17 protein-coding genes and 1 pseudogene are annotated in these 19066 nt (G+C 73.2%); 13 read left to right on the plus strand and 5 right to left on the minus strand.

What is annotated here, in order from left to right:
• Positions 1 to 48: 48 nt before the first annotated feature.
• Positions 49 to 453 (minus strand): peptidase inhibitor family I36 protein, encoded by a 405-nt coding sequence (locus OG245_RS10355; RefSeq protein ID WP_371623233.1) that lies wholly within the window; start codon positions 451 to 453, stop codon positions 49 to 51.
• Between the two features lie 223 nt (positions 454 to 676).
• A pseudogene (locus OG245_RS10360) lies at positions 677 to 2309 on the minus strand (MFS transporter); the annotation flags it as partial.
• A 127-nt stretch (positions 2310 to 2436) separates the two neighbouring features.
• On the opposite strand from OG245_RS10360, the gene OG245_RS10365 reads away from it, so the two are divergent.
• The 7 genes from OG245_RS10365 to OG245_RS10395 all read left to right on the plus strand — a co-directional run bounded on the left by OG245_RS10365 (position 2437) and on the right by OG245_RS10395 (position 10329).
• Complete coding sequence (locus OG245_RS10365; RefSeq protein ID WP_371623234.1) at positions 2437 to 3090, plus strand: TetR family transcriptional regulator; 654 nt, start codon at positions 2437 to 2439, stop codon at positions 3088 to 3090.
• 224 nt (positions 3091 to 3314) lie between these two features.
• Entirely contained in the window at positions 3315 to 4523 is a 1209-nt protein-coding gene (locus OG245_RS10370) for an alpha/beta hydrolase (protein WP_371623235.1), read from the plus strand.
• Positions 4524 to 4609: 86 nt separating this feature from the next.
• Positions 4610 to 5575 (plus strand): DUF4429 domain-containing protein, encoded by a 966-nt coding sequence (locus OG245_RS10375; protein WP_371623236.1) that lies wholly within the window; start codon positions 4610 to 4612, stop codon positions 5573 to 5575.
• Positions 5576 to 5781: 206 nt separating this feature from the next.
• Complete coding sequence (locus OG245_RS10380; protein WP_371623237.1) at positions 5782 to 7116, plus strand: sensor histidine kinase; 1335 nt, start codon at positions 5782 to 5784, stop codon at positions 7114 to 7116.
• A complete protein-coding gene (locus tag OG245_RS10385; protein ID WP_050361318.1) occupies positions 7113 to 7802 on the plus strand; it encodes a response regulator transcription factor in 690 nt (229 codons plus the stop codon). Before OG245_RS10380 ends, OG245_RS10385 begins: the two co-directional genes overlap by 4 nt.
• A gap of 131 nt (positions 7803 to 7933) precedes the next feature.
• Positions 7934 to 9103 carry an alpha/beta hydrolase gene (locus OG245_RS10390; protein WP_371623238.1) on the plus strand — a complete coding sequence of 390 codons (1170 nt, stop codon included), beginning with the start codon at positions 7934 to 7936 and terminating at the stop codon, positions 9101 to 9103.
• Positions 9100 to 10329 carry an acyltransferase gene (locus OG245_RS10395; RefSeq protein ID WP_371623239.1) on the plus strand — a complete coding sequence of 410 codons (1230 nt, stop codon included), beginning with the start codon at positions 9100 to 9102 and terminating at the stop codon, positions 10327 to 10329. The genes OG245_RS10390 and OG245_RS10395 overlap by 4 nt, the downstream gene beginning before the upstream one ends.
• Positions 10330 to 10400: 71 nt before the next feature.
• Here the strand turns inward: OG245_RS10395 and OG245_RS10400 are convergent, their stop codons facing one another.
• Both OG245_RS10400 and OG245_RS10405 read right to left on the minus strand, forming a co-directional pair.
• Positions 10401 to 11414: an aldo/keto reductase gene (locus OG245_RS10400; RefSeq protein ID WP_371623240.1), complete on the minus strand. Its 1014-nt coding sequence runs from the start codon at positions 11412 to 11414 to the stop codon at positions 10401 to 10403.
• Positions 11414 to 11914: a MerR family transcriptional regulator gene (locus OG245_RS10405; protein WP_371623241.1), complete on the minus strand. Its 501-nt coding sequence runs from the start codon at positions 11912 to 11914 to the stop codon at positions 11414 to 11416. Before OG245_RS10405 ends, OG245_RS10400 begins: the two co-directional genes overlap by 1 nt.
• Positions 11915 to 12125: 211 nt before the next feature.
• Between OG245_RS10405 and OG245_RS10410 the strand changes: the two genes are divergently transcribed.
• From OG245_RS10410 to OG245_RS10435, 6 genes are all read left to right on the plus strand, one after another.
• Positions 12126 to 12419: a small hydrophilic protein gene (locus OG245_RS10410; RefSeq protein WP_371623242.1), complete on the plus strand. Its 294-nt coding sequence runs from the start codon at positions 12126 to 12128 to the stop codon at positions 12417 to 12419.
• Entirely contained in the window at positions 12409 to 13833 is a 1425-nt protein-coding gene (locus OG245_RS10415) for an ATP-binding protein (protein ID WP_371623243.1), read from the plus strand. The genes OG245_RS10410 and OG245_RS10415 overlap by 11 nt, the downstream gene beginning before the upstream one ends.
• Positions 13830 to 14489 carry a response regulator transcription factor gene (locus tag OG245_RS10420; protein ID WP_371623244.1) on the plus strand — a complete coding sequence of 220 codons (660 nt, stop codon included), beginning with the start codon at positions 13830 to 13832 and terminating at the stop codon, positions 14487 to 14489. Before OG245_RS10415 ends, OG245_RS10420 begins: the two co-directional genes overlap by 4 nt.
• A gap of 198 nt (positions 14490 to 14687) precedes the next feature.
• On the plus strand, positions 14688 to 16121 hold the full coding sequence (locus OG245_RS10425; protein WP_371623245.1) for an SLC13 family permease: 1434 nt from the start codon (positions 14688 to 14690) through the stop codon (positions 16119 to 16121).
• Positions 16118 to 17323 carry a glycerate kinase gene (locus OG245_RS10430; RefSeq protein WP_371623246.1) on the plus strand — a complete coding sequence of 402 codons (1206 nt, stop codon included), beginning with the start codon at positions 16118 to 16120 and terminating at the stop codon, positions 17321 to 17323. The genes OG245_RS10425 and OG245_RS10430 overlap by 4 nt, the downstream gene beginning before the upstream one ends.
• 148 nt (positions 17324 to 17471) lie before the next feature.
• Positions 17472 to 18284, plus strand: a complete 813-nt coding sequence (locus OG245_RS10435) for a serine hydrolase domain-containing protein (protein ID WP_371623247.1) — start codon at positions 17472 to 17474, stop codon at positions 18282 to 18284.
• Here OG245_RS10435 and OG245_RS10440 read toward each other — a convergent pair.
• Positions 18253 to 18726 (minus strand): ATP-binding protein, encoded by a 474-nt coding sequence (locus OG245_RS10440; RefSeq protein ID WP_371623248.1) that lies wholly within the window; start codon positions 18724 to 18726, stop codon positions 18253 to 18255. The genes OG245_RS10435 and OG245_RS10440 overlap by 32 nt on opposite strands.
• Positions 18727 to 19066 lie beyond the last annotated feature (340 nt).

Below are 19066 nucleotides of genomic sequence, written 5' to 3' on the forward strand. Positions count from 1 at the left end.
GAGGGGCGGTGGCGCTGGAGCGTCGCCGCCCCTCCCGCGTGTCCGGGCTCAGTTCTCCCAGATCTTGAAGGCCCGTACCTGGTACGGGGACCGGGGCGTCCAGGTGCCGCCGCCGGGGTACGTCTCGAACTCCCCCGTCTCCGCGCACTCGGCGGACTGGTAGGTGGTGACGGGCCGCCCGGTGCGGTTGGCGAGGGACTGGGCGTCGCCGCCCTTCGGCAGCGGGACACAGCTCTCGATGTCCACGCCGGACAGCTCGAAGGTGTGGCGGGCCCCGGTGAAGTCGGGCTTCTTCCAGAGGCAGAGCCTGCCCGCCTCACAGGCCCCGAGGGCGACGCCCGGGGACCGCTCGGGGGCCGCCGCGGCCCGGTCGTGGGTCAGGGCCTGGGGAACGAGTGCGGTGACGGCCAGGGCGGCCGCGAGAACGGTCGTGCGGGTCAAGGTCGTACGCATGATGGATCAACCCCCGTGGTTGGTCGGTGCCGGTCGGTGCCGGTCGGTGCCGGTCGGTGCCGGTCGGTGCCGGTCGGTGCCGGTCGGTGTTCGCTTCCGCCGATCACTCTGCGTCACCGGGCGTGGTGCGCGGAAGGGCGGCCGGGGGGCACCACCCTGATAGGCGAGAGCCCCGCCGAAAGGATTCGGCGGGGCTCCGGCCTGCGCTGTGTTGACGGCCTGCGCCGCGTCGGGCGTCAGATGTGGCCGACTCCGGCGCCCGCCTCGGCGTTCGCGCCGCGCTTGGTGAGGGTGGCGACGAAGGCGGCGACCACGGCGACGACGCCCGCGACCGTGAAGGCCAGGCCCATGCCCGACATGAACGTGTCGTGGATGACCCCGCCGATGCGGTCGATGACGTCCGGCGTCATGCCGGGGGCCTTGGCGAGCTCCTCGGCCGGGACGATGCCGAACTCGGCGGCCTCCTCCAGCTTCGGGTCGGGCGCGCCGGGCAGGCCCGCGCCCGCCCAGTTGTCCGCGAACTCGGCGCTGACCTTGGAGGACATGACCGCTCCGAGGACGGCGGTGCCGAGCGCGCCGCCGACCTGCATGGCGGCCTGCTGGAGACCGCCGGCCACGCCGGACAGCTCCATGGGCGCGTTGCCGACGATGACCTCGGTGGCGCCGACCATGACCGGGGCGAGCCCGCAGCCGAGCAGGGCGAACCAGAGGGACATCGCGAAGGTGCCGGTGGAGTCGGTGAGCGTGGTCATGCCGAACATCGCGGTGGCCGTGCAGACCATGCCGCCGACCAGCGGGACGCGCGGGCCGAACTTGGTGATCAGCAGACCGGCGACCGGCGAGGAGACGATCATCATGGCGGTCAGCGGCAGCAGGTGCAGACCGCTGTCGACCGGGCTGAGGCCGTGGACGCCCTGGAGGAAGAACGTCACGAAGAAGAGGCCGCCCATGAAGGCGAAGGCCATCAGCATCATGAGCACGACACCGGCCGTCAACGGGACGGAGCGGAACATCCCCAGCGGGACGAGCGGTTCCTTGACCTTGGTCTCCCAGAGGCCGAAGGCCAGGAAGAGCAGGATCGCGAGGCCGAGCCACGCCCAGGTGCGGCCGTCGCCCCAGCCCCAGGACTCACCGGCCTTGATGATGCCCCAGATGAGGGAGAACATCGCGCCCGAGAGCAGCACGATGCCGAGGACGTCGAAGGAGCGCGGCGCGTTGGCGGCGCGGTGGTCCTTGAGGATCACCAGGCCGAAGATGAGCGCGACGACGCCGACCGGCACGTTGATGAAGAAGACCGACTGCCAGCTGACGTGCTCGACGAGCAGACCGCCGACGATCGGGCCGCCCGCGGTGGACGCGCCGATGACCATGCCCCAGATGCCGATCGCCATGTTCAGCTTCTCGGCGGGGAAGGTGGCGCGCAGCAGGCCCAGGGCGGCCGGCATCAGCAGAGCGCCGAAGAGGCCCTGGAGCACGCGGAAGACGACGACCAGGACGATCTCTTTGGAGAAACCGATCGCGGCCGAGGAGATGGCGAATCCCGCGATACCGATCAGGAAGGTCTGACGGTGGCCGAAGCGGTCGCCCAGCTTGCCCGCGGTGATCAGGGCGACGGCGAGCGCCAGGAGATAGCCGTTGGTGATCCACTGGACGTCGGCGAGCGAGGCGCCGAGGTCCTGTTGGATCGCGGGATTCGCGATGGCGACGATGGTGCCGTCGAGGGCGACCATCATCACGCCGATGGCGACGGCGAAGAGGGTCAGCCAGGGGTGGCCGCGAAGCCCCTTGACCGGGGCGGGTACTGCGTTGTCTTCCGGCTCCCGCGGCGCCTTCTCGACGGTGGTCTGACTAGTCATACGGCGAGACTAGTGACAGCTACTGACAGTTGACAAACCAATTCACAAGTCAGTAACTGTCACGTAGCTCACACGTAGCTCACGGATATGCTGAGCTGGACAAACACGGGAAAAGAGGAACCGGTACGTGACCGACGGGCAGGCAGTCGAGCCCCGAGCCGGACTGCGTGAACGCAAGAAACAGCGCACCCGGGACGCCCTGGTACGCGCCTCCCTCGAACTGTTCACCACCCAGGGGTACGAACGCACCACCGTCGACGAGATCGTCGACGCCGTGGAGGTCTCCCAGCGCACCTTCTTCCGCTACTTCGCGAGCAAGGAGGACGTTACCTTCGCCGTGCAGCAGATGGTCGAGTCCCGCTTCATCGAGGAGCTGCGCCGCCGCCCCGCGGGCGAAGCCCCCTTCGAGGCCATGCGCCGGGCGGTGCTGTGCGCGTGGAACAGCATCGGCGAGGCGATCGAGGAGGTCGTCACCGTCGATCTCCATATGCGGACCTACCAGATGATCGAGTCGACGCCCTCCCTCCTCGCCGCCCACATGCGGCGCGGGGTCGCCCTGGAGAACCAGATCGCCCTGCTGATCGCGGAGCGCGAGGGGCTCGACGTGGATCGGGACCCCCGGCCCCGGGTGGCCGTCGCCGCGTTCACCGGGGTGATGCGGGTGACCGGTCAGCTGTGGGGCCGAGGGCTCGACCCGAGCGTGGAGGCGCTGCGCGACCTGACCGAGGAGTATCTCGACCAGCTCGTCCCGGCCCTCGCCCGGGACTGGCGTCGGAAGTAGCGCGACTCCGGGGCGGGAGTCGGGAGGCGACGCGAGGCGGGAGGCGACGGGAGGCGGGAGGCGACGGGAGTCGGGAGGCGCGGCCCGGAACGCGCGTCGGAGGTGGCGTGGCCACGGGCCGACAGTGACCCTGCGTGAGAAATCCATGATGAATCCTTCGCGGACGGGTGATGTACCTCACCCGCATCACGGTGGTCGGCACGCGTCTCCTAGGGTGTGGCGCAGTGACTTCCTTCGACACCTCACCCACGTTGACCGCATGGCGCGCTCTGCTCGCCGTGGCGGTGGTGTTCGTGATGCTGGCGACGACGGGCTGGAGCGCCGTCCGCGATCAGCACTCCAACGGGCCGCGCGAGCTCGCGCTCGCCTCCTGGGCGAAGGACCGGATAGCCGGGCGCTCGCTGCCGGACGCCGACGCTCCCGCCTACCGGCTGGCCCATTTCTTCGCCACCCTCACCTCGGGACAGCAGATCGCCCTCGCCGGCGAGCACCCCTCGGTGGTGGGGAATCTGAACGGCGCTCCGGTCACCCTGCGCTACTACGCGAACAGGGTGGCTCTCAGACAGGCCGTGGCCGTGGAGAAGGTGCGGGCGCACGACGGGAAGCTGTCGCCGGACGGGCGGGGTGAGGCGGAGGACCGCCTCGACCGGTTCCGGTCGATGCTCGCGGGCAAGCGCCAGTTCCTGGCCTTCGATCCCTCCGGGAGAGGCCGTGCCGCCGAGGTGTTCGGGAATCTCGACCGGGCCGCCCGGGTCTCCGTCGTCGTCCCGGGCGTCGACACCCATCTGCTGACCCTGGAGCGCAGCACGCGCGCGTACCGGGCCCCCGTCGGCATGGCCAAGTCCCTGTACCAGGCGGAACGCTCGGCCTCCCCGGGCACCCGTACGGCTGTCATCGCGTGGGCCGACTACACCGCCCCGGCCGGTCTCGGCATGGACGCGGCGCTGGGCGGGCTCGCGGCGAACGGCGCGGTCCGGCTGAACGCGATGGTCCGCGCGCTGCCGGGCGTCTCGAAGGTCTCGCTGTTCTGCCACAGCTACGGCTCCGTCGTGTGCGGGGTGGCCGCGCACCGGGCCCACGACCGGGTGGCCGACATCGCGGTCGCGGGCAGCCCCGGCATGCGGGCCGCCCACGCGCGCCAGCTGGAGACCGGCGCGCGGATCTGGGCGACGCGGGACGGGAACGACTGGATCGGGGACGTCCCGCATCTGGAGTTCGGCGGGATCGGACACGGGGCCGACCCGGTCGACCCGGCCTTCGGCGCGCGGATCGTCTCGGCGGCCGGCGCCGCCGGGCACAGCGGCTACTTCGAACCGGGCACCGAGAGCCTGGACAACTTCGCCGCGATCGGCGTCGGAGCGTACGGGTCGGTGAGCTGCGCATCTGCCGACAGCACGTGCCACAGCGGTATTTCCGGCCAACGGGACGGCTGACGCGCGTAGAGGTCGGTGTCGGGCGGATTAATCGGGAATTGCTCCGAGGGGGGACGTGCGCGACTGTGCCGCATACGATGAGGCACATGGGTGATGTGCTGGCCGGAATTCATGCCACCTGGGAGTTCGACACCGACTCCGTGCTCATCCGCTTCGAACGGGGCATCCGCACACCGAAGCTCTTCCAGAGCCTGCGGGAACGCCGCATCCCGTATGCGGCGCTGTCGTCGGTGACGCTGACTCCCGGCAAGCGGGGCACGGTGGTTCTGCGTGCCGTGCCGAGAGCGGGTGCCGATCCTCTGGTGGAGGCTGCCTCCGGGCAGCTCAAGGAGGGGTGCGACCCCTATCGCCTGGTGCTTCCGGCGGAGCGGGAGGTGCTCGCCGAGTACTACGCGGACGAGCTGCGGGCCCTGCTGGACCCGGCGTCCGGCGAGAGCGCCGACCGCTTCCTGGTGGCGGCCCCCGAGGCCCCGATGAACTTCAAGGCGTACGACGGCCGGGCCAGCTTCGACGGTGAGCGGATCTCCTTCCGGTGGTCCTGGACCGGGGCCTCCAGCGCCAAGTGGAAGGCCGGCGACCAGACCTTCCGAGTGAGCGAACTGGCCGGAATCGTATGGCGCTCGCCCGAGGCGCTGGACGGCTATCTGCGTCTGGTGCCCCGCGCGGCGGCCCCGGTCGACCACCGCACCGGCGGCAGCCTGGGCGATCTGCACGGCCCCGGCGGCTCCGGTGACGCGGACGGCGGGGCGCCCCCGGGCGTGCCCGCCGAGCCCCCGGCCGCCCGCGCGGACCAGGATCCGGCGGCCGTGCTGTTCGGCCTGGGCTACGGGCCGGTGCACGAGTCGCTGCCGTTCGCCGCCGCCGTCCTGGAATCCGTACGCCGGACCCAGCCCGCGCCCGCCGCCTCCGCCCCGGTCCTGGTGAACGCCGGGCGGCGCGACCCGGCGGACATCGCCGAGCGAATACATCACCTCGGCGAGCTGCATCAGGCCGGACTGGTGACGGACGCCGAGTACAGCGCGAAGAAGGCCCAGCTGCTCGCGGAGCTGTGAGGGCCGTGAGAGCGGTAAGAGCTGTGGGAACGGCAAGAGCCCTGAGAGCTGTGAGCGCCGTGGGAGCGGTAAGAGCTGTGAGAGGCGTGACCTTTCATGCCCCCGCCGGGCTGTCACCCCGTACCGGAGTATGAGGCGGACCCGCCGAGGACCGCGACCCCGGTATGACGCCCCTGGCCCCCGGGCCTGCTTAGGCTGACCGGGCCATGTCCACATCCCCCGCCGGGCCTCCGCCGCCCGCCGACGGCCTGGTGAGCGCCGCCCGCCGCAATCTGCGCGAGCTCGCCCACGGGCTGTCCCACGCGTCCCATCCGTCCACCCCGCTGCTGGCGGGCGCGCCGAAGACGTGGCAGCGGCTGCTGCCGTACGCCGTGGTGCTCGCCCTGACCGCGACCTTCATCCCGGTCACCATCAACGTCCTGACCACGCAGTACGACCTGCCGGGCGCACTGGCCGGGGCGCTCGGGGTGGCCCAGGCCGCTCCGCTGCTGATGCTGGCCCACCGGCCGCTCCAGGCGTGGTGGATCATCCTGCCCGCCGACATCGCGGGCGCGCTGGTGGTCCTGTCCCGGTCCGCCGAGCCGAGCGCCCTCTGGCCGTGGACCGCGCCGGCCCTGATCGCGTACCTCTTCCTGCTGCTGGCCCTCGGCCTGCGCGAGACCCGGCGGACCGTCATCGGCGTCTGGACGGTGACGGCCGCCGCCGGGGCGGCGCTGCATCCGATCGCGCCGGAGCGCAGCGCGGACAGTGCCCTGCTCCTGGCGATCCTCGGCGCGGTCGTCCTGGTCATCGGCGCGGCGGTACGGGAGCGTGGCGAGGCGACGCGGCGGCTGGCCGAGCAGGAGACGATCAGCGAGGCGGAGCGGGCGCAGCGCACGCTGCTGGAGGAGCGGACGCGGATCGCCCGTGAACTGCACGACGTGGTCGCGCACCACATGTCGGTGATCACCGTGCAGGCCGACTCCGCGCCGTACCGGATCTCCGGGCTGTCGGAGCCCGCGCAGGAGGAGTTCGCCTCGATCGCGGCGGCGGCGCGGGAGTCCCTCGGTGAGATGCGGCGGCTGCTGTCGGTGCTGCGCAGCGACGGCACGGAGGGCGACCGGGCGCCGCAGCCGGGCCTGGACCGGCTCCAGCAGCTGGTGGAGGCGACGGTACGGGCCGGGCTTCCGGCGGAGCTGTCGCTCGCGGCGGATCTGGGCGAGGTGCCGTCGACGGTGGATCTGTCGGCGTACCGGATCGTGCAGGAGGCACTGGCCAATGTGGTGCGGCACGCGCCCGGGGCGCACACGCAGGTCTCCGTCCGGGCGTCCGAGGGTCATCTGAACGTCCTCGTGGTCAACGGGCCCGCACCGAAGCCCGCTTCGCCGCTGGAGAGCGCCGGGACCGGGCACGGGCTGGTGGGGATGCGGGAGCGCGTACGGTTGACCGGCGGCACCCTGGACACCGGGCCGCTGCCCGACGGCGGGTTCCGGGTGGCCGCCCGGATGCCGCTCCCGCCGGCCGTCTCCCCGTCCGTCCCGCCCCCTTCGGAGGACCTGTGACCATCCGCGTGATCATCGTCGACGACCAGGCCATGGTGCGGGCCGGGTTCGCGGCGCTGCTGGCGGCGCAGAGCGACATCGACGTGGTGGGCGAGGCGGCGGACGGCCGCCAGGGCGTCGACGTCAGCCGCAACCAGCACCCCGACGTCGTCCTGATGGACGTCCGGATGCCGGAGATGGACGGACTGGCCGCCGCGCGCGAGCTGTTGAACCCGCCGGTCGGGGTGGTGCACCGGCCGAAGGTCCTGATGCTCACCACGTTCGACGTGGACGACTACGTGTACGAGGCGCTGCGCGCCGGCGCGTCCGGGTTCCTGCTGAAGGACGCCCCGCCCGCCGATCTGATCGCGGCGGTACGGGTGGTGGCGGCCGGGGACGCGCTGCTCGCGCCCTCGGTGACCCGGCGGCTGATCGCGGACTTCGCGGCGCAGCGGCCCTCCGGGGCGACGCGCGGCGGCCAGGCGCTCCGGCTCAACGGGCTCACCCCGCGCGAGAGCGAGGTGCTGGAGCTGATCGCCCGGGGGCTGTCGAACCAGGAGATCGCGGGGCGGCTGGTGCTGGCCGAGCAGACCGTCAAGACGCACATCGGGCGGGTGCTGGCCAAGCTGGACCTGCGGGACCGGGCGCAGGCGGTGATCTTCGCGTACGAGTCGGGGCTGGTGACTCCGGGGGACGCGGGGGCATAGCCCCTCTGCCCCACCCCCTACCCCGGTATCACCCCGCGGTTGGCCCTCCGGTGTGACGCCCTCCCACCCGTCCTCTTCCTACCTTCCTCCCGGTCGCACCGGTCGGTGCGCATCCGGAGAGGGAGGGCACGATGCGCCGATACGCGAGGACCCTGGTCGCGTTCGCACTGGCTACCAGCGTGGTGACGGGAACCGCGGGCTGGGTTTCGACGGACGCGCAGCAGGCGCTGACCGGGCCGCCACCGGGCAGTGCGCAGTGGCGGGCGGACCGGGCGCCGGGGGCGGGGCTGCCGGATCCGGAGCGTGCCACGCCCGCCGAAGTCTCCGCGTTCTTCGCGGGGTTGGGTGCCGACGAGCGGCAACTCCTGCTCGTTCGGCATCCGTCCGTCGTCGGGAATCTCGACGGGGCGCCCCTGGAACTGCGCTACCGCGCCAACTCCCTCGCGCTGGCCGCCGAGGACGACCCCCGCTACCGCTCGCTCGCCGCCCCCGGCCGCCAGATCCTCGCGTTCGACCCGCGCGGACGCGGCCAGGTCGCCGAGGTCTTCGGGGACCTCCGCACGGCGCACCGGGTCTCGGTGGTGGTGCCGGGTTCCGACAACGACGCCGGGACCTTCGACCGGAAGGTCGCCGACCACGGTGCCCCGGCCGGCATGGCCAGGACCCTGCACACGGCGGCCGGTCCGGGGACCGCCGTCATCGCCTGGGTCGGGTACACGACCCCGGTGGGCGTCGGCATCGACGCGGCCACCGGCGCCCTCGCGGAGGCGGGGGCCGGGCGGCTGACCCGGTTCACGGAGGGCCTGGCGGCGGACGGGCTGCCCGCGCCGGCGGTGTTCTGCCACAGCTACGGCTCGGTGGTCTGCGGCCTGGCCGCGCACCGCCTCCGCGCCACCGACCTGGTGGTCCTCGGCTCCCCCGGCATGCGCGCCGACGACGTGGACGCGCTGCGGACGAGCGCCCAGGTGTGGGCGGCGAAGGACCCGACCGACTGGATCGACGACGTGCCGAACGTGCGCTTCGCGGGCCTCGGCCACGGGGCGGACCCGGCCGATCCGGCGTTCGGCGCCCGCCGGGTGCCGGCGGACGAGGCGCGGGGGCACGCCGGGTACTTCGAGCCCGGGACGGATTCGCTGCGGACCTTCGCCGCCATCGCGCGCGGCGCTGCGGCGGAGGCCGCCCCGGACGCGGAGGCCGCCCCGGAGGCGGCGGAACCGGGTCCGGCGGCAGCAGCCGCCCCGGCCCCGGCGGCCGTCCCGGTCCTGGAAGCCGCCCCGGTCCTGGAAGGCGCTGCCCGATGAACACCCCGCTGAAGAACGGCCGACGGCTCGCGGCCCGGATCGACGCCTCCACCCCCGCCCACCGCGACCGGGCCATCGACGGCCTGCGGGCGCTGGCGCTGCTCGCCGTGCCGCTCGGTCACTGGATGCTCGGCGCGTTCCGGCTGGACGCCGACGGTCTGCACAACGCGAGCCCGCTCTCGACGTTCGCCGGGCTCGCTCCCGCGAGCTGGGTGCTCCAGATGCTGGGGATCTTCTTCCTCGTCGGCGGGTACGCCTCGGTGCTCTCCTTCCGCCGCCGGACCTCGACCGCGGCCGTCTGGCTGGGCGGCCGGCTGGCCCGCCTCGGCCGGCCGGTGCTCGGGGTGACCGCCGTGTGGGCGGTGCTGCTGGCGGTGCTGTCCGCGCTGGGCGTGCCCGGCGACACCTTGCGTACGGGGTCGACGCTGGTGATCCAGCCGCTCTGGTTCGTCGGGGTGTACACCGTGGTCACGGCCCTCACCCCGGTCTGCGTCACGCTGGCGCGGAAGCTCGGCGGATGGGCGGCGCTGCCGCTGCTGGCGTCGGTCGCGGTGGTGGACCTCCTGCGCTACGGGCCCTTCGCGGAGGCCATGCCGTCCTGGCTGAGCATGCTCAACATCCTGCCCGGCTGGCTCTTCGCGTATCAGCTGGGCGTGTCCTGGGGCGAGGGGCGGATCGGGAAGCGCGGGGCCCGGCTGCTGCTGGTCGGCGGCGGGGTGCTGTTCGCCGCGCTGCTGCTCGCCTTCCACTACCCGGCGTCGATGGTCGGGGTGCCGGGCGAGGCGCGGACGAACTCGCACCCGCCGTCGCTGCTGGTGGTGGCGCTCGCCGCGGCACAGAGCGGGGCGGCGATCCTGCTGCGCGACCGGCTCGGGCGGCTGTTGCGGACGCCGCTGCTCTGGGCGCCGGTCGTGGTGATCAACCTGTCCGCGATGACGATCCTGTGCTGGCACCAGACCGCGATGCTGGCCGCCGCCGTACCGGCCTCGCTCGCCGGGGCGGGTACGACGGTGGCGGGGCTGACGACCGCGCCGGACACGGTGGGGTGGATCCTCGCCCGGATCGCCTGGCTGCCGGTGTTCGCCGGGCTGCTGGCGCTGATCGCCCGGTACGCGCGCCGCTTCGAGGCTCCGTGGCGGGCGGGCACCCGCGCCGCGAACGCCCGCCGCGCGCTGGCGGGGCTGCTCGCGGCGGGGTTCGCGGTCTTCGCGCTGGGGCTGGCGTGAGGGGCCTTCCGGAGCGCGGCCCGGCCGTCATGAATTTCATGGACCGGGCAGTCACCGCATACGGCCGCGGGCTACTCCCGTGCCGCCGACGTGCTGCTCATGTCCGGGTAGCGGTCCCCCGCCACCCGGCCCGCGATCGGCTCCAGCGCGGCCAGTTCGTCCGCCGTCAGGGTCAGCCCGGTCGCCGCCACGTTCTCCAGGAGACGGCTCCGCCTGCGGGTTCCGGGGATCGGGACCACGGTCAGCCCGTGCACGTCGGCACGCTGCTGGACCCAGGCCAGGGCCACCTGCGCGGCGGTGGCCCCGTGCGCGGCGGCGATCTTGTGGACGGGCTCCAGCAGGGCAGCGTTCGTGCGGGCGTTGTCGCCGTTGAACCGGGGCTGGCGGGCCCGGAAGTCGCCCGAGGAGAGGTCCTTGCCCGCGTCGGTGAAGGAGCCGGTGAGGAAGCCCCGGCCGAGCGGTGAGTAGGGGACGAGCGTGACGCCCAGCTCGGCCGCCGCGCCGACGGCGCTCTTCTCGACGTCCCGGCTGAAGAGGGACCACTCCGACTGGAGGGCGGCGATCGGGTGCACGGCGTGCGCCTCGCGCAGCTCGGGGCCGGTCACCTCGCTCAGCCCGATCTGCTTGACCTTGCCCTGCTGGACGAGTTCCGCCAGCGCGCCGATCGACTCGGCGAGCGGGACGGCCGGGTCGCGGCGGTGCATGTAGTAGAGGTCGATGACGTCGGTGTCCAGCCGGCGCAGGCTCGCCTCGACGGCGGTGCGGATGTACGCGGGGTCGTTGCGGATGGCCCGGTAGGCCGGGTCCTCGGTGCGGACCAGGGCGAACTTGGTCGCGAGCGTGATCTCGTCCCGGTGGGCGGCGACGAACGGCGCGAGGAACTCCTCGTTGGCCCCGCGCCCGTAGGCGTCGGCGGTGTCGAGGAGCGTGACGCCGGCCTCCAGGGCCGCGTCCAGGGTGTCCCGGGCGGCGAGCTCGTCGGTGTCGCCGTAGAACTCGCTCATGCCCATGCAGCCGAGGCCCTGGACGCCGACCCGGGGCCCTCCGGCGCCCAGCTCGACGGTGGTGATCCGGTCAGCGGTCATCAGGCGGTGTTCCTCTCCGGGCCCCTGCGGGCGCCCGCGTAGAAATCGATCTTGTGGTCGAGGACGGCGAGGGTGTCGTGGAGCTCCGCGATCCGCGTGATCACGTCACGGCGGGTCGCCTCCAGCAGTTCCTGCCGTTCCTCGAAGGTGGACGCGCCCTCGCGCAGCAGCTCCGCGTACCGCACCATGTCGGCGACGGGCATCCCGGTCAGCCGCAGCTTGCCGACGAAGGCCAGCCAGTCGAGGTCGCGGTTGCTGAAGCGGCGCTGGCCGGTGTGCGAGCGGTCGACGTGGGGCATGAGCCCGATGCGTTCGTACCAGCGCAGGGTGTGCGCGGTGAGCCCGGTGAAGGCGACGACCTCGCTGATCGTGTAGCTGTCCCTGCCCGCCGGGCGGGGGTGCGCCTCCGGGGCGGCGGCACAGGCGTCCACCGCCGGTGAGGGGCGCGGGTGTGAGATTGTCGCGGGAGTGCTCCGGGAGGTTCCGTCGATCACCGTCATGCCCTCCACGCTAAATCCTTGGAGTGCACTCGAAGCAAGCGGAAACGGCAGGTCAGTCTTTTCGGGCACCTTCCCGGGTGTCCTCCCGGACACCTTCCGGGGCGCTCTCCCGGGCGGCCGTTCCCACAGCTGGACGGAGAGCACACCCGAGATGAAGGATTGTTCATCTTCGCTTCATGTTCGGACCGCCCGGGACAGTCAGGGTGAATACATGGCTTTCTCACCTCGTCTGGCGGCCCTGGCAGCCGTCGTCGCCGTGCCCCTCGGCATAGCGGCCACCAGCTATGCCATGACCGACACCTCGGAAGCGCCGAAGGTGCCTCCCACCGTCCAGCTGGAGGAGAGTCCGCGCGGCACACCGTCGCCGAGCGGTGTCACGTCGCCGACCGACGCCCCGACACCGAGCGGCTCCTCCTCTCCGTCCCGTACACCCGACAGCTCCGTCGTCCCGGGCCCCTCGGCGGCCGACGACGACGATGACGACGACCTCGGTGATGACGGTTAGCTTTCCGAGGATCTCCGCCCGCGTACGGATCATGCTCTGGTTGCTGGTCGTCATGGCGGTCGCGCTGGGCGCGGTCGCCGTCACCGTGCGTTCCATCCTCCAGCGGGACGTGGACCACCGCATCAGCCAGCTGCTCACCCAGGAGACCGGCGAGTTCGCGAACTTCGTGCCGCAGGGGGTGGACCCGGACACCGGCGGCCGGTTCGACACCGTGGAGAAGCTGCTCCGCATCTATCTGCAACGGCAGTACGCGGACCCTGACGAGGAGCTGCTGGGCATGACCGGGGAGCCCGGCACCAAACCCGGCGTCATCCGGCAGCGCCGGGAACTGCCGCAGGACATCGCCCTCTGGCCGGACGGCGACGCGTACACCAAGATCTACGCTTCCAAGGACTCCTTCGGGACGCTGGACCGCCCGCAGGGCGAGGTGCGCTGGGCCAAGGTCGTCATCGGGCCGTCCGCGGGGGAACAGCCCGGCGCGTTCGTCGTCGCCTTCCATCCGGAGCGCGAACGGGCCGTCGCCGACAAGACGTTCTGGACGCTGCTCGCCCTGTCCGGTGTGGCGCTGCTGATGACGACCGGGATCGGCTGGGCGGTCGCCGGTCGCATCCTCGCGCCCGTCCGGCTGGTCCGGACGACGGCGGCGGAGCTGACCGAGCAGGACCTCACCCGGCGCATCCCCGTGGAGGGCCGGGACGACATCGCGGCCCTCGCCGAGACGTTCAACGCGATGCTCGACCGGCTGGAGCGGGCGTTCGCCGCGCAGCGGGTCTTCGTCGACGACGCCGGGCACGAGCTGCGCACCCCCATCACCATCGTCCGGGGACACCTGGAGCTGATGGGCGACGACCCGGCGGACCGGGAGGAGACGGTGCGGCTGGTCACGGACGAGCTGGACCGGATGAGCCGCATCGTCGAGGACCTGCTCCTGCTCGCGGGGGCCGAGCGCCCCGACTTCGTGCGCCCCGAGCCCGTCCAGCTCGCGGAGCTGACCGCCGACGTGTTCGTGAAGGTGCGGACCCTCGGCGACCGGGAGTGGCAGCTCGACGGCGTCGCGGACCTCGAAGTGCGCCTGGACGAGCAGCGGATGACCCAGGCGATGGTGCAGCTCGCGCAGAACGCCGTCCAGCACACCGGGCCCGGCCAGCGGATCCGGATCGGCTCGCGGGCCGAGGCGGACCGCGTCGAGCTGTACGTCGCCGACCACGGGCCCGGGATTCCGCCGGAGGACGCCGAGGTGATCTTCGAGAGGTTCCGCCGGGGGACGTCCCGGCGCGGGACCCGCACCAGCGGCGCGGGGCTCGGCCTCGCCATCGTCAAGGCCATCGCGGAGGGCCACCACGGCCGCGTCGAACTACGCCGGACCGAAGGCGGCGGAGCCACCTTCGTACTCACGCTGGAGACCGCCTCATGAACCGCATCCTGATCGCCGAGGACGAGGAGCGCATCGCCTCGTTCGTCCAGAAGGGGCTGCGCGCCAACGGCTTCACCACGGTCGTCGCCGAGGACGGTGACCTGGCGCTGGGCCACGCGCTGTCCGGCGGGTTCGACCTGATGGTGCTCGACATCGGCCTGCCGGGCCGGGACGGCTTCACCGTGCTGCGGGAGATGCGCGAGGCCCGTGTCACGCTGCCGGTCATCGTGCTCACCGCCCGCGACTCCGTGCGGGACACGGTGGCCGGGCTGGAGGGCGGGGCCGACGACTGGATGACGAAGCCGTTCCGCTTCGAGGAGCTGCTCGCCCGGGTGCGGCTGCGGCAGCGCACCGCCGCCCGCGCGCCCGAGGTCACCATGTTGCGCAGCGGCACTCTCGCCCTGGACCTGCGGACCCGCCGGGCCCGCGCGGGCGACCGGACGGTGGATCTGACGGCGCGTGAGTTCGTGCTGCTGGAGATGTTCCTGCGCCACCCCGGCCAGGTGCTGTCGCGCGAGCAGATCCTCTCCCATGTGTGGGGGTACGACTTCGACCCCGGGTCCAACATCGTGGACGTCTACGTGCGGGCGCTGCGCCGGAAGCTGGGCGCGGAGCGACTGGAGACGATCCGGGGCATGGGCTACCGCCTGCCCTGACCTCCGCCCCCGGCACCCGGCCCCGGCCCGAGCCCCGTCCCGCGCGCCCGGGGCGGGGCCTCTCACGTTCCCGGGAGCCGTGCCGTCCGCGTTCCCGGGCCGCCTCGGGCGGCGGGGGCAGCCGCTCGACAAACTTGATGAAAAGGCCTTCACCGGACACTCATCGGGCACTCACCCCGCCTTCCGAGGCTGTACAGCGTGCCTCTACCACTCCGGCAGACCGTCGGCCTCTGTGCCGTCCTCGGACTCTGCGCTCTCCTCGCCGTCCCCGGCGCCGCCCCCGGCCTCGGCGTCGACGGGCGGCTCTCCCTCGCCGTCTTCGCCCTGGCCACCGCCGCCTGGATCGCCACTCCGGTGGACGACGCCTACATCGCGCTCGGCGCGGGCCTGGCGCTGACGGTCACCGGGGTGATCAGCAGCGAGACCCTCTTCGCCACCCTGGGCGACGAGACGGTGTGGCTGCTGATCTGCGCCTTCGTCCTGGCGGCGGCCGTGACCCGGACCGGTCTGGCCGGCCGGGCCGCCGTCTTCCTCGTCGGCGGGGCCAGGACCGTGCGCCAGCTGGTGCACCTGACCACGGCCGGACTGGTCGTCACCGCGTTCGCCGTGCCGGCCACGTCGGGGCGTGCCGCCCTCGCGCTCCCGGTGTTCCTGGCGCTGGCCGCGGCGCTGCGCGAGCGCGGCCGCCTGGTGGTGATGCTGGCCCTGCTCTTCCCCACGGTGATCCTGCTCTCCGCCGTCGCGACCCTGATCGGCGCGGGCGCGCACCTGATCACCGTCGGCGTGCTCTGGGAGCAGACCGGGGAGCAGTTGAGCTTCGTGCAGTGGCTCGTCCTCGGGCTGCCGCTGGCCGTCGTCTCCTCCCATCTCGCCGCCGAACTGGTGCTGTTGACGACGACCCGGCGGTCCGACCGCAAGGGTCCGGTCACCATCACGGCGGCGCAGATCCAGGAGCACTCCGAGACGGCCGTCGAGGGACCGTTCAGCCCGGCGGAGTCCCGGTGCCTGCTCCTGCTGGCCACGGTCGTCCTGCTCTGGTGCAGCGAGCCCCTGCACGGGGTGTCGCCCGCCGTGGTCGCGCTCATCGGCGCACTGGTGGCGACCTCTCCCGCACTGGGGACCGTGCGCTTCAAGGACGGTCTGCGGACGGTGCCCTGGCCGCTGCTGCTGTTCATGGCCGCCACCATGGCGATGGGCGTCGCCCTCTCCGACTCGGGCGCCGCCGACTGGCTGGTGGGCTGGATACCCCTGGGGGCGTCCACGCCCCCGTGGGTCTTCCTGACCGGAGTGGTCGTCGTCAGCACGGCCGCCCACCTGGCGCTCCAGTCGCGCTCCGCCCGGTCCTCCGTGCTGGTGCCGCTGGTGGTCGCGGCGGCGGTCGCGGCCGGGGTCAACCCGGTCACGGCGGCGCTGGCTTCCACGGCCGCCGCCGGCTTCTGCCACACGCTGCCCTCCTCGGCCAAGCCGGTCGCGCTCTTCGCGGACGTGCCCGACACCCCGACCTACACCCCGCGCGACCTGCTGCGGCTGTCCGCGTTCCTCGCCCCGCTCAGCGCGGCCCTCGTCCTCGTTTTCGCCCTCGCCGTCTGGCCGTTGCTCGGCGTGCCCGTCCTTCTGGAGACCCAGCCATGACCCGTCCGACCCACCGCATCGCCATCGCCCCCAGCGGTTTCAAGGAGTCCCTCTCGGCCGCCCGGGTGGCCGAGGCCATCGCGGTCGGCGTACGGCGCGTGATCCCCTACGCCGACCTCGACCTCATCCCGCTGGTCGACGGCGGCGAGGGCACGGCCGAGGCGCTGGCCCTGGCGGGCGGCGGCCGGCTGGTCCCGTGCACCGCGACGGGCCCGGTGGGCGAGCCGGTCGCCTCGCACTTCGCGCTGCTGGGCGGGCCGGGGCCGCTGACCGCCGTCGTGGAGATGGCCGCCGTCGCAGGGCTCGCCCTGGTGCCGCCGGACCTGCGCCACCCGGGCGCGACCACCACGTACGGCGTCGGCGAGCTGATCCGGGCGGCCCTGGACGCGGGGGCCCGGCGCATCCTCGTCGGCTGCGGCGACTCCGGTACGTCGGACGGCGGCGCGGGCGCCCTCCAGGCCCTCGGGGCCCGGCTGACGGACCGGCACGGCCGTGAACTGCACCGGGGCGGCGGGGCGTTGCACGAGCTGGAGCGCATCGACCCGTCCGGCCTCGACCCGAGGCTCGCCCGCACGGAGCTGCTCGTGGCCTGCAACCCGTACAACGTGCTGTGCGGGAAGCGCGGGGTGGCCCGGGTGTTCGGGCCGCAGAAGGGGGCGACCCCGGCGGAGGTGGAGCTGCTCTCGGCGGGCCTGGAGCGGCTGGCCGCCGTCCTCACCCGGGACCTCGCCCCGGCCTTCGCGCCGGCGACCGGCGTCCCGGTCGATCTGCGCACGGCTCCCGGCACGGGCGCGTCCGGCGGCCTCGGGGCCGGTCTCGCGGCCGTCGGCGCGCGGCTGCTCCCCCGCTACGACGTGCTGCTCGACGGTCTCGACCTGGACGCGCGCCTCGCCCGCGCCGACTTCGTGATCACGGCGGAGGGGGCGCTCGACCACCAGACCGTACGCGGGAAGATCCCGGCGGAGGTCGCCCGGCGGGCGCACGCCTCCGGGGTGCCGGTCCTGGTGCTGGCCGGGACGATCGGACCGGGCGCGCAGGACGTGCGGGCGGTGGGCGTGGACGCGTACAGCGCGATCCTGCCCGCGCCGATGACGCTGGTGGAGGCGATCGACCGGAGCGGCGAGTTCCTGGCCGACGCCACGGAGCGCGCGATGCGGATCATGGCCCTGGGCACCCGGCTCGCGCCCCTGGCCGCCGCCTGACGCGCACGCCCGGGTCCCGGGCTCCCCCCGGCTCCCCGGGGCCCGGCGGTACGCGCGGCGGGCCATCGGGGGCCCTCGCTGTCCCGGGTCTCCCGGGTCTGCCGGGGCCGGGAACGGGGTGCCGGGCGCGGCGGTTAGGCTCGGAGCCATGGAGAGCCTGCGCATCATCGACACCTGGCCGGTCACGACGGCCGCCGCCGCCGTCGTGCGGGCGGACGGCACGGTCCTCGGCACGCACGGGCCGGCCGACCACCGCTTCCCCCTCGCCTCGGTCACCAAGCCGCTCGCGGCCTACGCGGCGCTGGTGGCGTACGAGGAGGGGGCCGTCGAGCTGGACGAGCCGGCCGGGCCCGAGGGCTCCACGGTCCGCCATCTCCTCGCCCACACCAGCGGCCTGGCCTTCGACGAGCACCGGGTGACAGCCCCGCCGGGCGACCGCCGCCTGTACTCCAACGCGGGCTTCGAGGTGCTGGGCGACCACATCGCCAAGGCGTCCGGCATCCCGTTCGCGGAGTACCTGCGCCAGGCCGTCCTGGAGCCGCTGGGCATGACGTCCACGACCCTGGACGGCTCCCCCGCCCGCGACGGCGTCTCCACGGTCGCCGACCTGGTCCGCTTCGCCGCCGAGGTGCAGGCCCCCCGCCTGCTCGACCCGCGTACGGTCCTGGAGGCCCAGAGCGTCGTGCACCCGGGCCTCAAGGGCGTCCTGCCGGGCTACGGCCACCAGAGCCCGAACGACTGGGGCCTCGGCTTCGAGATCCGCGACTCCAAGTCCCCGCACTGGACGGGTGGTTCCTCCTCCCCGGCGACCTTCGGACACTTCGGCCAGTCGGGCACGTTCCTGTGGATCGACCCGGTGGCGGGCGCGGCCTGCGTCGCGCTGACGGACCGGGCGTTCGGGCCCTGGGCGGCACAGGCGTGGACGCCGTTCACGGACGCGGTTCTGGCCGAGCTGTCCTGAACCGGCTGCCGCCCTTCTCCGGCGGCGTCAGGCACTCGAACCAGACGGTCTTCCCGCTGCCGTCCCACCGCCTCTCGACGCCCCAGTCGTCGGTGACGGCGTCGACCAGGACCAGCCCCCTGCCTCCCTCGTCCAGCGGGTCACCCGTGATGGCGAGGGGCAGGGCGGGGCTGCTGTCCGCCACTTCGACGCGTACGCCCTCGCCGCGCGGCAGCCGGAAGATGAAGGCCCTGCCGCGCCGGTCGGGCACGTGCCGCACGACGTTGGCGATCAGCTCGGTGAGCGCCAGCTCCGCCGCGTCGGCGAGGAACAGCAGCCCCCACGCCGTGAGGTAGAGCCGCAGGACGCGGCGCAGATGCCGGGCGGAGTGCTCGCCGAGGGCGAAGTCGGCGCGGTAGACGGGCTCCCCGGGATCCCTCCGGGGGACGAGTACGTGATTCATGCCACCAGACTGCGACGGGATGGCTACGCTCGGCTACGTATCGAAACGAACGCCGCGAGGCGTTGCTCCCTTGAGGTCCGTCCGTGGCCGACATCCGGACGCTGCGGTACGGAGGCGAGTGGCCCTCCGTACCGCCGCTGCCGCTTCTCGGGGATCAGTCCTCGCCGCCGGCGCCTTCCGCGGCTGCCCGCTTCCGCCGCCGTTGGACGAACCGCACGATCAGGAGCACCAGGCCAGCTGCTTGAACGAAGGACCGTGCCCGTGCTCGGCACGGAAGGCCACACCGAACTCCGCTGCCCGCAGGTCGCGGTAGTGCGTGCTTCGCTCGCTGGCCGTCCTG

Origin of the sequence: Streptomyces sp. NBC_01116 (assembly GCF_041435495.1) — a bacterium.
Taxonomy (GTDB): domain Bacteria; phylum Actinomycetota; class Actinomycetes; order Streptomycetales; family Streptomycetaceae; genus Streptomyces.

Excerpts from the sequence above, each read along its gene's own strand:
- OG245_RS10355 (WP_371623233.1), bottom strand. The coding sequence starts at position 453 with ATGCGTACGACCTTGACCCGCACGACCGTTCTCGCGGCCGCCCTGGCC.
- OG245_RS10375 (WP_371623236.1), top strand. The coding sequence starts at position 4,610 with ATGGGTGATGTGCTGGCCGGAATTCATGCCACCTGGGAGTTCGACACC.
- OG245_RS10380 (WP_371623237.1), top strand. The coding sequence starts at position 5,782 with ATGTCCACATCCCCCGCCGGGCCTCCGCCGCCCGCCGACGGCCTGGTG.
- OG245_RS10390 (WP_371623238.1), top strand. The coding sequence starts at position 7,934 with ATGCGCCGATACGCGAGGACCCTGGTCGCGTTCGCACTGGCTACCAGC.
- OG245_RS10395 (WP_371623239.1), top strand. The coding sequence starts at position 9,100 with ATGAACACCCCGCTGAAGAACGGCCGACGGCTCGCGGCCCGGATCGAC.
- OG245_RS10400 (WP_371623240.1), bottom strand. The coding sequence starts at position 11,414 with ATGACCGCTGACCGGATCACCACCGTCGAGCTGGGCGCCGGAGGGCCC.
- OG245_RS10405 (WP_371623241.1), bottom strand. The coding sequence starts at position 11,914 with ATGACGGTGATCGACGGAACCTCCCGGAGCACTCCCGCGACAATCTCA.
- OG245_RS10410 (WP_371623242.1), top strand. The coding sequence starts at position 12,126 with ATGGCTTTCTCACCTCGTCTGGCGGCCCTGGCAGCCGTCGTCGCCGTG.
- OG245_RS10415 (WP_371623243.1), top strand. The coding sequence starts at position 12,409 with ATGACGGTTAGCTTTCCGAGGATCTCCGCCCGCGTACGGATCATGCTC.
- OG245_RS10420 (WP_371623244.1), top strand. The coding sequence starts at position 13,830 with ATGAACCGCATCCTGATCGCCGAGGACGAGGAGCGCATCGCCTCGTTC.
- OG245_RS10430 (WP_371623246.1), top strand. The coding sequence starts at position 16,118 with ATGACCCGTCCGACCCACCGCATCGCCATCGCCCCCAGCGGTTTCAAG.
- OG245_RS10435 (WP_371623247.1), top strand. The coding sequence starts at position 17,472 with ATGGAGAGCCTGCGCATCATCGACACCTGGCCGGTCACGACGGCCGCC.
- OG245_RS10440 (WP_371623248.1), bottom strand. The coding sequence starts at position 18,726 with ATGAATCACGTACTCGTCCCCCGGAGGGATCCCGGGGAGCCCGTCTAC.